We start from the raw sequence: 14,853 nt of genomic DNA, 5'->3' as shown, positions 1-14,853 counted from the left end.
GGTTACACGACGAGGTCAGCAGGGATGGAGAGGGTCGCAGACAAGCCGCGCGTGCTCATCGCGCGGCGCATGCCGGAGGCAACGATCGCGCGGGCACGGGCCGAATTCGACGCCGTCATCGCCGACCGCGATCTGAATGCCGATGCCGTCATCGAAGCCTGTCATGCCAAGGGCATCGAAGCCATCCTGAGCGGCAAGAAGGCCGGCTTCACCGCATCCGACATCGCCCGGCTGCCGGCCTCGGTGAAGATCATCGCCAACCCGAGCGCCGGCTATGACCACATGGATGTCGAAGCGGCGCGCGGGCGCGGCATCATCGTCACCAATGCGCCGGACGCCCTGACCGACTGCGTGGCCGATTTCACGTTGCTGCTGATCCTCGCCGCCTGCCGCCGGGCCGCGGAGTACGAGGCGATCATGCGCGATGGCTGGCGCCGGCCTTTCGGGCTGCCGGACATGCTGGGGCGCAAGATCGGCGGCTGCCGGCTGGGCATTGTCGGCATGGGGCGGATCGGCCGGGCGGTGGCGCATCGCGCGCGCGCCTTCGGCATGACCATCCTGTATCACAACCGCAACCGCCTGCCGCCCGAACTGGAAGCGGGCGCGACCTATTGCGCGACCCTGGCGGCGTTGCTGCCGCAGTCGGACATCCTCTCGCTCAATCTTCCCGGCGGGTCCGATGTGCTGATGACGCGCGAGGCCTTCGCGCGGCTGCCGCGCGGGGCGGTGTTCGTCAACGCCGCGCGCGGTTCGCTGGTGGACGAGGACGCGCTGATCGACGCGCTGCAATCCGGCCAGCTTTTCGCCGCCGGCCTCGACGTGTTCCGTCGTGAGCCGGATTTCGACGAGCGCCTGGCGAAACTGCCCAACGTGTTCCTCACGCCGCACATGGGCAGCGCGACGGTCGCCACCCGCAATCGCATGGGGTTCGACGCGCTCGACAACATCGCGGCCGTGATGGCCGGGAAACCACCGATCAACCCCGTCTGACCCGAAGCCCCGCAGGGGAGGGAACAATGCAAGGAATGGTGCAAGCGATGCCTGCCGAACAAGCGAGGACAGGCACCATCACCCGCGTCCGCTACACGATTCTCGCGGTCATTTTGCTGCTCGCGACGATCGCTTATGCCGACAGGGCAATCCTGTCGATCTCCGCGGCCGGGATCAAAAAGGAATTCGGCCTGTCGGCGATCCAGCTCGGCTATGTCCTGTCGGCCTTCAGTTGGGCCTACGTGGTCGGGCAGATTCCGGGCGGCCTGTTGCTCGATCGTTTCGGTACCAAAAAGGTCTACGGCACCGCCCTGGTGCTGTGGTCGGTGGCGACCTTCCTGATCGGCGTGATCGGCGAGATCACGGCGGAGGTGTCGATCGCGGTCGCGCTGCTCTTTGCCCTGCGCTTCGCCGTCGGCCTGATCGAAGGCCCGAGCTTCCCGGCCAATGCGCGCGTGGCGGTCATGTGGTTCCCCAAGGGGGAACGTGGACTGGCCACCTCGGTGTTCGCCTGCGCGTCCTATGTCGCGGTGGCGATCTTCTCGCCGATTTCCGGCTGGCTGGTGTCGATGTTCGGCTGGCCGGCGCCGTTCTTCGCGCTGGGCGTGCTCGGCGTGTTCGCGGCCGTCGTCTGGGCCGTGGTGATGCGCACGCCGCGCAACCATCCCGGGGTGTCCCAGGCCGAGCTGGACCACATCATCGCCGGTGGCGCGCTGGTCGACATCGATTCGAAAAAGGAATTGCAGGTCCGCCAGCATGCGTCCTGGGCGATCGTGCGTACGCTGCTGGGCAACCGGATGCTGTGGTGCGCCTATATCGGCCAGTATTGTGGCGTCGCGCTGAGCTATTTCTTCATCACCTGGTTCCCGATCTATCTGGTGCAGGGGCGGGGGATGAACATCATGCAGGCGGGCTTCGCCACCTTCGTGCCCTCGGTTGCCGGTTTCCTCGGCGGCATGGTGGGCGGCGCGACTTCCGACGCGCTGATCCGCCACGGCTGGTCGGTGTCCTGGGCGCGCAAGACGCCCTACATCGTCGGCATGATGGTGGGGGCCAGCCTGGTCCTGGCCGCCTTCACCGAGGACAACGCGTTGATCGTGGCGCTGATGGCGCTGGCCTTCTTCGGCAAGGGCGTGGCTGTCGGGGCGGGAACCTGGGCCGTGGTCAGCGACACCGCGCCGAAGGAAGCGGTGGGCCTGGCCGGTTCGATCTTCAACTGCATCGGCAATATCGGCGGCATCGTGACGCCGATCATCTTCGGCTATCTGGTGCAGGCCACCGGAGGCTACAGCGTGGGCCTGTATTTCGTCGCCGCCCACTGCGTGGTGGCAGCTTTGGTCTACCTGCTGGTGATGGGCAGGATCGAGCGCGTCCAGGCGGCATGAGGCCTTGTGCCGCGCAGCGCTTATGGGGTGCAGGGGCCTTATGGCCCCTGCCGGGTCCAGGGCAGAGCCCTGGACTTTTTCGTCGTTCAGGGCGGCTCCATCGCGGTCGCCGTCATCCGCGCGCGACCGGGCCGTGGCGTCGGCACGCAACCGGCCTCGTCGCGCCGCAGCACCCGCAACCCGTCGAAGGAGGCGATCTGCCGGTAGCGGGACCAGGCTTCGGCGAAGTCCGGATCGGAGGCGCTGAGCACCGCCACGTAGTTGATGCCTTCGCGGGTATCCACCACGGCGAGATCCGGGCAGTTGGCCACGAAGTCGCGGGCGATCCAGCGTCGGATCGGCCATGCCTGTGGCGCCGCCCCGTCCTGGCGGGCCCGCCACAGCTCGCCTTTCAGGGCCCACATCGAATCGAACCGGCTCGCCCAGGTCACGCCGGTATCGTTCACCACGGGGAAGCCGAGCGCGATCCATTCGGAGAAGGCGATATAGGTCTTGGCGTGCTCGCGTTTGACCAGCCGCTCGAGCCGGACCTCGGTGGAGAGGTCGGGCTCGACCGCCGCGGTGATCCAGCGTTCCATGCGCTGGTAGTTATCCTGCCCGAACCAGGCCAGCATCGAGAGTGCCAGGGTCGCCGGGACCGCGACGCGCAGGAGGTGTCGCCGGCTTGCCCAGGGCCTCTGCCCCAGCATGGCGGCGCTCCACGCCAGCAGCGCGAGGATGGTCACGGTGGTCGCGGGCAGGCGATGGTAGAACCAGTCCTTGCCCTGCAGCAGGTAGGACAGGGTGGCCGCCGTGGCGAAGACCGCGGCCGCCACCAGCAGGTGGCGCGGCAGCGCTTCCCCTTTGGGCAGGATCGGGCGTGCCAGCAGCGCCAGCATGGTGAGCACGGCCACCCCGGCCATCAGGAGGCGGCCTTCGGTCAGCAGGTCCCACATCGGTGTGTCGGTGCCGCCATACAACGCCAGCGCCAGGGGGACCGCCTTTTCCAGGAAGGCGGGGCAGACCGTCAGCACCACCAGCCCGTACAGCGCCAGTGTCGCCGCGGCGGCCAGGGGCGCGGGGCGTAACAGCCGCAGGCCGTGCAGCCGCCCCATCGCTTCGAGGGCGGCGAAGGCCACCACGTAGCTGGGCTTCAGGGCGCAGCCCAGGGCCGCCACGGCGCCGATCAGCGCGGCCTGGCGCGCAGAGACGCCGGTGCCGGCGCGTTCCCGCGCGAACAGGGCGAGGTAGGGCAGGGCGGTCGCCACCAGAAGATGTTCGCGCTGTCCGAACTCCACGCCCGGCAGCAGCAGCAGCACCGTGCCGATGGCGCCGAACACCGGCAGCCTGCGCGCGAACAGCGCGGCCTGCCCTTTCAACAGCGTGGCGGTCCACCAGGCGCAGCCCATCAGGATGGCCGCGAAGAACGGCGCGGACACGGTCTTCGGCGCCAGGCCGGTCCAGACCGAGACCTGTGCCGGCAGGGCGTAGAGCCAGACGATCAGCGGCGGGTTGACTTCGATGATGTCGTCGTAGAGGCGCTGCCCGCCCAGCCACTTGCGGGCGACGTACAGCAGCCACGCCACGTCGTCTTTCTGTGGCGATCCGGTCGCCGTGATCAGCACCAGGAGCAGCGCGCCGAGCAGGATCGCCATCGACACGAGGCCCGGCAGATCCAGGCGTCGCCGCAGCGCGGCTGGCGGCATCCCATTGATGTCGCTGGGCATGATGGGGTCAGATGGTCCTGCTGGGACGTGTCGTGCCGGCGCCGGCAAACGCCTGAGGTGGCGGCCATGTCCTGTCCGACACGATAACCCTCTGTGGCATGTTGGCCTGCTGTTACGGTACTTCGTCGCTTTCGCCAAGATGCCGTTGCCTGCGCCGCCGTCGCAGCAGAAATGCGCCGGCCGTCATCGACGATGTCATCGCAACGGACATCAGGAAGAATGCTGATATTCCATGAAAAATGATAATCGGAAGCAGAATTTGTATCGTGATTTATACATTGCGCACGTGGATGGTCGTGCCGAAATACAGTCATGGGACAAGGGAAGTGTTACGCTTCCCGCGGGTTGTGCCAGGGACCTTCCCCCATCGCCCGCTGCGGCATCTCGACCATGCTGAGATCTGGCGCAGGCCAGCCAGCCGGCTTTTGTTCGGGCGCCGGACGGCGCGGTGCGATCCTGGATGACATCGTGTCACCCCCACCCGGGTCATCGCACTGACCCGCCACGTTGTCGCGAAACAGGAATAAATTACAATATGTAACACATGGCTGGCTGATTTCTGATGACATAAAATCGACATCACTTCCACGTTACATCTCGGAATCAATACGATATCAGAACACTGATCCCATCGATCCAGGACCCGGAATTCCGTTTCCGGAAACAGCCATGGCGCGTCTGGCCGTCGCCCGTCTGTGGTTTTGCTCCAACAGCTTCAATCCGCGCCGAACGCGGCTGGCGGATCTGCAGCGCTGGGAATGGGTCAAGGGAGGGGACGCGCTGGCGCATCCCCGTCTGCCCGGCAGCGAGTTCCATGCCATCGCTCCCTTCCTGGCCACCCGTCCGGGCTGGGACGTCGCCATGTTGCGCTGTGCCGCCGCGCCTCCCGGTGGCCCGCTCGGCGCGGAGGTCGTCGGGGCCTGGCTCGCCGATGTCGCGGCTGCCTTGCGCCCCGGGCGATTCGACGCGCTTTACCTCTCCTTGCACGGGGCCGCGCAGGCCGAGGGGGATCGGTCGGTCGAAACCACCATCCTGAGATGCCTGCGCATGGTCGCGCGCCGGTTGCCGATCGTTGCGACCCTCGACCCGCGCGCCAGCATCTCCGACGAGATCGCCCTGCTGCTCGACGGGACCACCGTGGTGCAGGCCCCCGGGGAGGGGGGCGCCGCCGCCGCCCGGATGTTCTCGCTGCTTGAGGCGATCCTCGCCGGCCAGGTGCGTCCGGTGGGCGCGATCGCGCGGGCTCCGCCGCCCGCCGGCCCGCTATCCGCCATTCCCCCGTTGCGGCACGGCGGCGACGGGGCGTCCGGCCGGAAATTGCTGGATGCCAGTGCCTTCACCGGCTTTCCCTGGAACGACACACCCTGGGCCATCCCCACCGCCCTGGCCTGGGCCGACCGTGACGCCGGCCTGGCCCGCGAGGCGGCCGCCCGGCTGGCGTCGCGGTTCGCATCGGGCCACGCCGCCAACCTGCCTGTCGCGCCGTTCCCGGCCGAGGCCCTGGTGCGGCTCGGCGCGGGGGGGCGCCGGGTGCTGATGCTCGACCCCGCCGACGCGCCCGAGGCAGGCGGCGTCGGCGACACGACCGCCTTGCTGCGTGCCCTTGCCGGGCTGTCCGGCTTTCCTGGAGCCATGGCGTTCGGCGTACTGGCGGATGCAGATGCCGTTGCGCTCGCCCATGCCGCCGGGGTCGGCGCCAGCTATGAGCAATCGCTGGGCGCCGGGGTCGCCCCGGTCTATGGCCCACCCCTCCATCTGAGGGTCCGGGTCGCCCGCCTGCTGCCGCAAGCCGCCGTGCTGCAGTCCGGCCGGCTCTCGATCCTGCTCGGCGAGCGTCCGACGCCTGCGACGCCGGCGTTGTTCCGGCAGGCCGGCATCGATCTGGAGGCGCAGCGCGTGGTGGCCGTCAAGGGAGATGCCGCCGCCCGTGCCGCCTTCGGCCTGCTTTTTCCCGACATCGTCACCTGTGCCTGTCCGGGCCCGGCCAGTCCTGATGTCCTGGCTCCCTGGCCGGCGCGCCCGGCAGGCGCGCGCCGGAGACCGCTGCCGGATCCGCTGTGTGCCGGGGCTGCCGGCCACAGGCCCGGCCGGCGCTCCCCGCAGGGCATGCGCCTGGGGGGGGCGGCCGGTTCCTGAGCAAACCTTCCCGCTTCTTCGCCGGGGCTTTCCGCTCAGCCGCGGGCGCAGTACCCGCCATCGCAGGGGATCGCCGCCCCGGTCACGAAATCGGAAGCCCTGGCGGCCAGGAACACCGCGATCCCCGCGAGGTCGGCGGGCTCGCCCCAGCGACCCGCCGGCGTGCGGGCCAGCACCGCGTCGTTCAGCCCTTCGACCTGCCTGCGTGCCCCCTGGGTCAGTTCGGTGTCGATCCAGCCGGGCAGCACCGCGTTGCACTGGATGCCATCCTTCGCCCAGGCGGTCGCGATCGCCTTGGTGAACTGCACCAGCCCGCCCTTGCTCGCGGCATAGGGCGCGGTATGCGGTGCGGCGAAGAGCGACATCACCGAGCCGATATTGATCACCTTGCCGCTCCCGGCCTGCAGCAGCGCCGGATAGGCCGCCTGGCACATCAGGAAGGCACTGGTCAGGTTGGTGTCCATCACCTGGTGCCATTCGGCTTCCGTGTAGTCCTGGGGGCTCTTGCGGATCGCCGTGCCGGCGTTGTTGACCAGGATATCCAGCCGCCCGCAGCGCCGCACGGTCTCGGCCACCAGGTGCTCGCAATCGGCCTTGCGGGTCACGTCGGCGCCGATGAAGCCGGCCTCGCCGCCAAGGTCGCGCGCCGCCTGCCCGCCCTTGCCGGCATCGCGGCCGGCCAGCACCACGCGGGCCCCGGCCTCCGCCAGGCCACGCGCCATGCCCAGGCCGATGCCGCCATTGCCACCGGTCACGATGGCAACCTTGCCCGTCAGGTCGAAGAGGTTCATGTCCCCCGTTCCCGTCTTGCCGTTGCGAGGCACTATTCCATCCGTCCGTCGTGCCGGACAAGCCGCACCGCCGCGGCCGGCCGGGACGAAATCTCGACGCGCCGTTGATCTTGAGGCAAACAATGGCGTGGTATCATCCGCACGAGTGCCAGGCATCGCCTCCACTCCCGGGTCGCCTGGCCTTCGGAGGCAGGCATGGCCCCGGTGTTGTCTCCCGTGCCCGCAGGGGAAGGCCAGCCATGTTTCCCGGTCCGATCTCCACGGTCTGCCGGCGCCTGCGCCACGCCACCATGCCGCTGCCGGCCCCGGCCGTGCGCGGCCGACGCCGCCGTGACGTCGGCATCCTCCATTACGTCCTTGTGCTCAGCATCATCCTTGGCATCTGGGCGAGCATCGGCATCTTTCTCCGCCAGGAGCGCCTGCAGCTTGAGCAGGCAGCCCGGCTGGAAGCGAGCAACCTCGCCCGCGCGCTGGCCGATTCCACCTTTGCCACCTTGCAGCAGATCGACGCCCTGCTGCTGTTCGCCCGCGACGCCTATGCCGCCGATCCGGATGCCTTCGACCTGCCCGCCTTCGTGCGCCGGCAATTTCTCACTGCGCCTGACCTTCACCTCAGCCTGGTGGGACCCGATGGCATCGTTCGCCAGTCCAGTTTTTTGATTCCATCCCGAACCGACCTGTCCGACCGCGAACACGTCCGCAGCCAGAAGGAAAGCACCGAGGACCGGCTGTGCGTCGGCGTCCCGGTGATCGGCCGCCTTTCCGGCCGTGCCGCGCTGCATACGTCCCGCCGGATCATCCGTCCCGATGGCGGCTATGGCGGTGCGCTGGTGGTCACGGTCGATCCCAGCCATTTCGAGCGCTTCTTCCGGTCGCTGGAAATCGGCCGGGGCATCGTGCTGCTGGTTGGCGGCGACGGCGTGATCCGGGCCCGCGCCCCCGCTGCCGCCGATCCCGCGTCCGGGCATGTCGTCGGACGGCTGGCCGAGGAAGCCGCGGCCGGGCGGGATAGCGGGGCGTTCCGCGGGATCAGCGAGGTGGACGGCATCGAGCGGGTCATCGGCTTTCGCCGCGTTGCCCTGCCCAGCCTGATGCACCCGCTTTATGTCGTGGTCGGCCGCGACACCACCGAGGCGCTGGCCCCGTATTACCAGGACCGTCGCAAGTACAACGTGGCCGGCGCCTGCCTGACCTTGCTGGTGGCGGCCGCGGCCGCGGCGCTGCTGGTGCAGCGCTGGCGGCTGCTGCAGTCGCAGGCGGCGCTGACCGCCACGCTCGAGAATGTCAGCCAGGGCGTCATCATGATCGATGCCGAGGGGCGGGTGCCGGTGATCAACCGCCGCGCCATCGAGCTGCTCTCCCTGCCGCCCGAACTGCTCGACCGTCACAGGCCCGCCTTTAACGACATCCTGCGCCATCAGCTCGACAGCGGCGAGTTCGGCCCGCCCGAGCACATCGATCCCGATTTCCTGCGCTTCGTCGTCTCCGGTGGCATCAGCATGGAATACGGCATCTACGAGCGCGAGCGCCTCAACGGCACCGTCCTGGAAGTGCGCACCCAGTTGCTGGCCGATGGCGGGGCGGTGCGCACCTATACCGACGTGACCGAGCGCCGCCAGAACGAGCAGGCCCTGGCCACCGCCCGCGATGCCGCCGAGGCCGCCGGGCGCGCCCGCAGCGATTTCCTCGCGGTGATGAGCCACGAGATCCGCACGCCGCTGCATGGCATCATCGGCGTCGCCGGCCTGCTGCTCGAGATGAAGCTCGGCGCCACCGAGCAGCACTATGTGCGTATCGTGCTCGAATCCGGCAATCACCTGCTGCAACTGATCAACGACATCCTCGATTTCTCCCGCCTCGATGCCGCCAGGCTCGAGCTGGATGATACCGCCTTCGACGTGCGCGACGTCGCCGGCAACGCCATCGAGCTGTTGTCGTCCGAGGCCCGCGCCAAGGGGCTTACGCTCGGGCTCGACATTGCCGGGGACGTGCCGCGCCGCGCCTCGGGGGATGCCCGGCGGCTGCGCCAGGTGCTGCTGAACCTGCTTGGCAACGGCATCAAGTTCACCGCGGCGGGCTCGGTGCGCCTGGGGGTTGCCGCGCTGCCGGCCGAGCCCGGCCGCGTGCGGCTTGCCTTCACGGTGACCGATACCGGCATCGGCATCGCCCCGGACGCGCAGGAGCGCCTGTTCACGGCGTTCACCCAGGTCGACAGTTCGATTTCGCGTCGTTTCGGCGGCAGCGGGCTTGGCCTGGCGATCTGCCGGCGACTGGTCGAGCAGATGGGCGGCGGCATCGCCGTCGAGAGCGCGCCGGGAAAGGGCAGCACGTTCCGCTTCGACATCCTGCTGCGGGCCGATGCCGCCGAGCCGGCGCCCGGCGGCATGGCGCCGGCAGCCGATCCGGCCGAGCCGGCGGAACGGCCCCAGGGCCTGCACGTGCTGCTGGCCGAGGACAATGCCACCAATCGCCTGGTTGCCACCCGCATGCTGGAACGGCTCGGCCACCGGGTCACCGCCGTTACCAACGGGCTGGAGGCGTTGCAGGCGGTCAGCGCCGCCATGCCCGACGTGGTGCTGATGGACGTGATGATGCCGGAGATGGACGGGTTGACCGCCACTTCCACGATCCGCCGCCTGCCCGGACCGGAAGCGCGCGTGCCGATCATCGGCCTGACCGCCAATGCCCTGCGCGGCGACGAGGTGGCCTGCCTGTCCGCCGGCATGGACCACTTCGCCACCAAGCCGATCAGCGCCGACCGGCTCGCCGATGCGATCGCCCAGGTGATGACGGGGCGTGGCGGCATCCACCCGCCCGGGGCGGCGGAAGAAAACGCGGCCTGACGTGACGGCTTGTCAGTCGCCCTTGGCCCACGCAATGGCAACGCGGGCGAGCGCGTCGATGGTATCGACCACCGGCACGCCGAGGCTGTCGGCGGGGCCGGCCTGGATCCCGAGCGGAATCTCGGTGCAGCCCAGCACCACCGCCTGCGCGCCACGTCCGGCCAGCGCGCGCACGGCGGCGGCGAGCGGCGCGAAGGCCACTTCCGGCCGGTTGGCCTTCACCTCGGCGATGCCCGGCGACACCAGCCCGTCCATTTCCTCGGGGGTTGGCGTCACGCAGGTCCAGCCCATGCGGTCCAGACGATCCTGATAAAGCCGGGTCTGCAACGTCGCGGCCGTGCCCAGCACCCCCACCGGGCCGGATGGCACCACGGCGCGCAGCGCTGCGGCGGCGGCATCGACGATATGCAGGATGGGCAGGCCTTCCTCCGCCATCCCGTCGATCCAGAGATGGGCGGTGTTGCAGGGAATCGCGACCGCGCCGCAGCCGGCCGCCTTCAGTCCGCGCAGCCCGCGCCGCAACCAGGGCAGCGGATCCTCGCCGCCGCCAAGCCGGGCCGCGGTCCGGTCCGGCACGCGCGGGTCCGACCACAGGATCGCGGGCACGTGGTCCTGGTCGCGGGCCGCCGGCGTGAGCAATGTCAGCCGGGCCATGAACTGCGCGCTCGCCAGCGGACCCATGCCGCCGAGCACGCCGAGAATGCGTTCGCTCATGCGGCCAGCCTCCCGCTAACTTGACCGACGCGCAAGCACGCGCCTAAGCGCCCGGCAGGAGGGTCATGCATGGCACGTCGGTTCGAACTGCAAGGGCATCGCGGCGCACGGGGATTGTTTCCCGAGAACACGCTGGAGGGATTCCGGGCGACCATCGCCCTGGGCGTGGACGCGATCGAGCTCGACATCGGCGTCACCGCCGACGGCGTGCCGGTGGTGTTCCACGATGCGACGCTCAATGGCGACATCGTGCGCGGCCCGGACGGCACCTGGCTGGCCGGCGAGGGGCCGGCGATCCACGCCCTGAGCTTCGCCGAGCTGATGCAGTACGACGTCGGACGATTGCGGCCCGACACCGGTTATGCCGCTGCGCAGGTGGCGCAGGACGGCGCGCGCATTCCCACGCTCGCCGCCACCTTCGGCGCCACCGGTGGCGTGCGCATCGATGCCGAGCTGAAAACGATCGCCGACCGGCCGGAGCTGACCGTGCCCCCTGCCGAGATGGCCGAGCGCGTGCTGGCGGTGGCGGAAGCGGCGGGGGCGCTCGGGCGGCTCGACCTGCGCTCCTTCGACTGGCGCGGCCTGCGCCATGCCCGCGCGCTGCGGCCGGGGCTGAAACTGACCTTCCTCACCAATGCCAGGACGGTGGCCGCGGCGGCATTGTGGTGGGGGGGACCGTCGCCCGCCGATTACGGCGGCTCGGTGCCGCGCGCGGTGGCGGCCGAGGCGGGAGCGGCGTGCTGGGCCCCTTCCCATGTCGGGTTGCAGCGTGCCGAGATCGAGGAAGCGCACGCGCTCGGGTTGCGCGTGGTGCCGTGGACGGTGAACGACCCGGCCGACATGGAACGGCTGATCGCCTGGGAGGTCGATGGGATCTGCACCGACCGGCCGGATCTGGCGCGGACGGTGATGGCGCGGGCGGGGCTGCCGCTGCCGGGCGCATAGAGCGCCGTCGTCCCGCGGCGAGCGCCATGAAAAAGGCCCGGCCGGCGAGTGCCGACCGGGCCGCGCAAGAGGAATGGCGGAGGCTCAGCCGCGCTGGGCGAGCGGCACGAAATTCCGCTGCACCGCGCCGGTGTAGATCTGCCGCGGACGGCCGATGCGCTGGCTCGGGTCTTCGACCTGTTCCTTCCACTGGCTGATCCAGCCGACGGTGCGCGCCACCGCGAACAGCACGGTGAACATGCTGGTCGGGAAGCCCATCGCCTTGAGGATGATGCCAGAGTAGAAATCGACGTTCGGGTACAGCTTGCGGCTGACGAAATACTCGTCGTCGAGCGCGATCTTCTCCAGCTCCATGGCAAGGTCGAGCAGCGGATCGTCCTTGATGCCGAGGTCCTCGAGCACCTCGTGGCAGGTCTGCGCCATGATCTTCGCGCGCGGGTCGTAGTTCTTGTAGACCCGGTGGCCGAAGCCCATCAGGCGGACGTTGCTGTTCTTGTCCTTCACCTTTTCGATGAAGGACTTGATGTTGCTGACATGGCCGATCTCGCCCAGCATCTTCAGCACCGCCTCGTTGGCGCCGCCATGGGCGGGCCCCCACAGGCTGGCGATGCCGGCGGCGATGCAGGCGAAGGGGTTGGCGCCGGTCGAGCCGGCCAGCCGCACCGTGCTGGTCGAGGCGTTCTGCTCGTGGTCGGCATGCAGGATCAGGATGCGATCCATCGCCCGCGCCAGCACCGGATTGAGCTTGTATTCCTCGGGCGGCACCGCGCCCATCATGTACAGGAAGTTCTCTGCGTACCCGAGATTGTTGCGGGGGTACATGAACGGTTGGCCGATCGAATATTTGTAGGCCCAGGCAGCGATCGTCGGCACCTTGGCGATCAGCCGGAAGGCGGCGATGCGCCGATGGTCGGCATTATTGATGTCGAGGCTGTCGTGATAGAAGGCCGACAACGCGCCGACCACGCCGCAGATCACCGCCATCGGATGCGCGTCGCGGCGGAATCCGTTGTAGAAGCTGCGCAGCTGCTCGTGCACCATGTTGTGCCGCAGCACGCCCATCTCGAATTCGGCTTTCTGCTTGGGCGTCGGCAGGTCGCCGTTGAGCAGCAGATAGGCCACTTCGAGGAAGTTGGAATGCTCGGCGAGCTGCTCGATCGGGTAGCCACGGTGCAGCAGGATGCCGGCGTCGCCGTCGATGTAGGTGATCTTGCTTTCGCAGGAGGCGGTGTTGCCGTAACCCGGATCGTAGGTGAACACCCCGACGCTGTCGTAAAGCTTGCGGATGTCGGCGACCTGTGGGCCGATGCTGCCCGGGATCAGCGGCAGCCGCGTCGACTTGTTCGTGCCATCGAGCGTGACCGTGATCGATCCGCCGCCATTCGTGCCGCTCATGAATCTTCCCTCATTTCCAGGCGGCGTATTCGCCGCCGCATTTATGCGCCTTGGCCGCGATCCGGCGCGATCCCCTCGGCTATGCGGGACACTAGGACCGGGATGGCGGACACGCAACCTTCGCGCCTGCAGCAAAAACCGCGCAGGGAGGCGTTCGGCCTGGTGCCGTCCCGCCGCAGCCCACGCCATTGGCCTGTGCCTACACCTCCGTCATCGCGAAATTCCCCGTCCGGGCATGCCTGAAGGGCACCCCGCCGCCCGGCCGACTCCCTCACGACAACGCAGGATCCGCCCCTGGGGATGGTCCGGGGCGACCATGTTGGAACCAGGCGGGACCCCGCGGGAGTATTCCGGGGCGCCGACGCCTATCGCGTCGGTCGGGCGAATTCAACCGTTGTCTCCGGGACCTCGCCTGGAAAGCCGCCTCGCCCGATCAGTTCCAGAAAGGATCCAGCCGGTGAAAGCGGTTCCAGCAGCGTGCGATCTCGGCCCGGCTGTCACCCGCCTGCGCGGCGACGAAGCCTTGCACCACGCCGCCGGCGTAGCTGCCGGCGGCACCGATTTCTTCCAGCAGCCCCGCCGCCACGGCCGCGTCATTGAGATGCCCGATCGCTTCCTGCAGCGCGGTGAGGCGGCGGATGAAGCGACGGGTCCCGCGCCCGGGGAACAGGGGGGCGAAGAATTCAGCCGCATAGCGCAGGCGCTTGCCGGCAATCCGTAGCTGATGCAGGGTTTCCACCGGCAGCGCGGTGACGTCGTCGCCGGCCTTGCGCAAGGGAGCAAGTCGCCGCTCCAGCACGCGAGAGGCGAAGTCGGACAGCGGCATCGCCAGCCGGCGCGCCTGTCGGGCCCGTTCGCCATCGCCATCGCCCGGCGCGTCCCACGGCCGCGCCGCGGCCAGCATCGCCAGCGCCAGGGCGAGGTGACGGAACTCGGGGCCGTCCAGCCAGGCCCGCAACGTCCCATAGGCCTCCTGGCGCCGCCGCTCGGCGGCGGCAAGCATGCGGGTGATCGCCGGATCGGCAGGAAAGACGGTGCCGACCTTCGCGCCGATGCCGGTGGTAAACACGTCCCAGTCCCGCGCCGGCCCGAGCGTGCGGGCCAGCGTCTTCAGGCCGGTCGTGACAGCATCGAGTTCCTCGCACTGCACGGCGCGCCGGAACAGCCCGGTGGCCGAGCGCAGGCGACGCAGCGCCACCCGCATCTGGTGGACCGGCACGGGGGCCTGCGCCGCCGTCGCGGCGGGGGCATGGTGCAGGACGACGTCGGTCAGGTGCGCGACGATGTGCGCGAAGGCTTCGCCGACCGTGCTGCGCGCGGCCAGGGAGGGGGCCCCGAGCCGGCGCGGCGGCAGCGGCCGGCCGGCGAGCGCCGCCGCTTCCGCCGCCAGCGAAGCCGCCGGGACAGTGAGCGCGACCGTACTGGCCAGCGTGGTGACCACCGTGGCGACGGCGCCGGCGGGGCCGCGCAACAGCAGGCGCGCGCAGGGGCCTTCAACATCGCCGGCGTGCAGCGTGCCGGCCAGCAGCATCGCCTCCACGCCTCCGGCGCCGGCGAAGGGCCGCGCCCGCCCCTCGAGCGTGGCGATGGGGGTCAGGTCGGCGGGCAGGTCCGACCCGAGCAGCTCGGGAGACGCGGCCTCGGCCAGCACCGGGAAGGGCGTGCCGGGCGGCGCAAGCTCCTCCGGCCCGGGCAGGATCCGCTGCAGCAGCCAGATGGTGGTGCGGCCCTGGCGGCGCTCCAGCAGCGCCAGCCCTTCGGCGGCGAGCGCGCCATCCGCCGTGTCGTGCCAGATGAGGCGCAGCGTCGTGGCACGATTCCGTGTCGCCTGCAGCAGGCGCGGCAGGCGCGACGCCTCGTCGGGGGCAAGGGCGAGATCGAGCGAAAGCGATGGCGAACGCGACGGAGAAACGGTGGCTTCGGCCGTATCCGGCAGGCGTATGTGCAT

10 protein-coding genes are annotated in these 14,853 nt (G+C 69.5%); 5 read left to right on the top strand and 5 right to left on the bottom strand.

What is annotated here, in order from left to right:
- Window positions 1–24 precede the first annotated feature (24 nt).
- Window positions 25–990, top strand: a complete 966-nt coding sequence (locus tag NBY65_RS02940; protein ID WP_150042752.1) for a 2-hydroxyacid dehydrogenase — start codon at window positions 25–27, stop codon at window positions 988–990.
- A 47-nt stretch (window positions 991–1,037) separates the two neighbouring features.
- Window positions 1,038–2,375 (top strand): MFS transporter, encoded by a 1,338-nt coding sequence (locus NBY65_RS02935; RefSeq protein ID WP_150042751.1) that lies wholly within the window; start codon window positions 1,038–1,040, stop codon window positions 2,373–2,375.
- 86 nt (window positions 2,376–2,461) lie between these two features.
- On the opposite strand, the gene NBY65_RS02930 is transcribed toward NBY65_RS02935, so the two are convergent.
- A complete protein-coding gene (locus tag NBY65_RS02930) occupies window positions 2,462–4,081 on the bottom strand; it encodes a hypothetical protein (RefSeq protein ID WP_150041883.1) in 1,620 nt (539 codons plus the stop codon).
- Window positions 4,082–4,750: 669 nt separating this feature from the next.
- Here NBY65_RS02930 and NBY65_RS02925 point away from each other — a divergent pair.
- Window positions 4,751–6,217, top strand: coding sequence for a M81 family metallopeptidase (locus tag NBY65_RS02925; RefSeq protein WP_150041882.1), 1,467 nt, complete (start codon window positions 4,751–4,753; stop codon window positions 6,215–6,217).
- 35 nt (window positions 6,218–6,252) lie between these two features.
- Here NBY65_RS02925 and NBY65_RS02920 read toward each other — a convergent pair whose 3' ends face one another.
- Window positions 6,253–7,008 (bottom strand): SDR family NAD(P)-dependent oxidoreductase, encoded by a 756-nt coding sequence (locus tag NBY65_RS02920; protein ID WP_150041881.1) that lies wholly within the window; start codon window positions 7,006–7,008, stop codon window positions 6,253–6,255.
- Window positions 7,009–7,247: 239 nt separating this feature from the next.
- On the opposite strand from NBY65_RS02920, the gene NBY65_RS02915 reads away from it, so the two are divergent.
- Window positions 7,248–9,851, top strand: coding sequence for an ATP-binding protein (locus NBY65_RS02915; RefSeq protein ID WP_162530635.1), 2,604 nt, complete (start codon window positions 7,248–7,250; stop codon window positions 9,849–9,851).
- Between the two features lie 12 nt (window positions 9,852–9,863).
- Here NBY65_RS02915 and cuyB read toward each other — a convergent pair whose 3' ends face one another.
- The gene (cuyB, locus tag NBY65_RS02910) at window positions 9,864–10,565 is read right to left on the bottom strand and encodes a cysteate racemase (protein ID WP_150041879.1); all 702 of its coding nucleotides are present in this window, start codon (window positions 10,563–10,565) and stop codon (window positions 9,864–9,866) included.
- Between the two features lie 69 nt (window positions 10,566–10,634).
- Between cuyB and NBY65_RS02905 the strand changes: the two genes are divergently transcribed.
- On the top strand, window positions 10,635–11,510 hold the full coding sequence (locus NBY65_RS02905; protein WP_150041878.1) for a glycerophosphodiester phosphodiesterase family protein: 876 nt from the start codon (window positions 10,635–10,637) through the stop codon (window positions 11,508–11,510).
- Between the two features lie 84 nt (window positions 11,511–11,594).
- Here the strand turns inward: NBY65_RS02905 and gltA are convergent, their stop codons facing one another.
- Window positions 11,595–12,905 (bottom strand): citrate synthase, encoded by a 1,311-nt coding sequence (gltA, locus tag NBY65_RS02900; protein WP_150041877.1) that lies wholly within the window; start codon window positions 12,903–12,905, stop codon window positions 11,595–11,597.
- 433 nt (window positions 12,906–13,338) lie between these two features.
- Window positions 13,339–14,853 carry a CYTH and CHAD domain-containing protein gene (locus NBY65_RS02895; protein ID WP_150041876.1) on the bottom strand — a complete coding sequence of 505 codons (1,515 nt, stop codon included), beginning with the start codon at window positions 14,851–14,853 and terminating at the stop codon, window positions 13,339–13,341.

It is taken from the genome of Rhodovastum atsumiense, assembly GCF_937425535.1.
In the GTDB taxonomy this organism is placed as follows: domain Bacteria; phylum Pseudomonadota; class Alphaproteobacteria; order Acetobacterales; family Acetobacteraceae; genus Rhodovastum; species Rhodovastum atsumiense.
Note: the sequence above shows the minus strand (reverse complement) of the source record. Positions and strands in the feature narration are given on the sequence as shown.

Coding starts and splice junctions, on each gene's coding strand:
- NBY65_RS02940 (WP_150042752.1), top strand. CDS start 25: ATGGAGAGGGTCGCAGACAAGCCGCGCGTGCTCATCGCGCGGCGCATG.
- NBY65_RS02935 (WP_150042751.1), top strand. CDS start 1,038: ATGCCTGCCGAACAAGCGAGGACAGGCACCATCACCCGCGTCCGCTAC.
- NBY65_RS02930 (WP_150041883.1), bottom strand. CDS start 4,081: ATGCCCAGCGACATCAATGGGATGCCGCCAGCCGCGCTGCGGCGACGC.
- NBY65_RS02925 (WP_150041882.1), top strand. CDS start 4,751: ATGGCGCGTCTGGCCGTCGCCCGTCTGTGGTTTTGCTCCAACAGCTTC.
- NBY65_RS02920 (WP_150041881.1), bottom strand. CDS start 7,008: ATGAACCTCTTCGACCTGACGGGCAAGGTTGCCATCGTGACCGGTGGC.
- NBY65_RS02915 (WP_162530635.1), top strand. CDS start 7,248: ATGTTTCCCGGTCCGATCTCCACGGTCTGCCGGCGCCTGCGCCACGCC.
- cuyB (WP_150041879.1), bottom strand. CDS start 10,565: ATGAGCGAACGCATTCTCGGCGTGCTCGGCGGCATGGGTCCGCTGGCG.
- NBY65_RS02905 (WP_150041878.1), top strand. CDS start 10,635: ATGGCACGTCGGTTCGAACTGCAAGGGCATCGCGGCGCACGGGGATTG.
- gltA (WP_150041877.1), bottom strand. CDS start 12,905: ATGAGCGGCACGAATGGCGGCGGATCGATCACGGTCACGCTCGATGGC.
- NBY65_RS02895 (WP_150041876.1), bottom strand. CDS start 14,853: ATGCACATACGCCTGCCGGATACGGCCGAAGCCACCGTTTCTCCGTCG.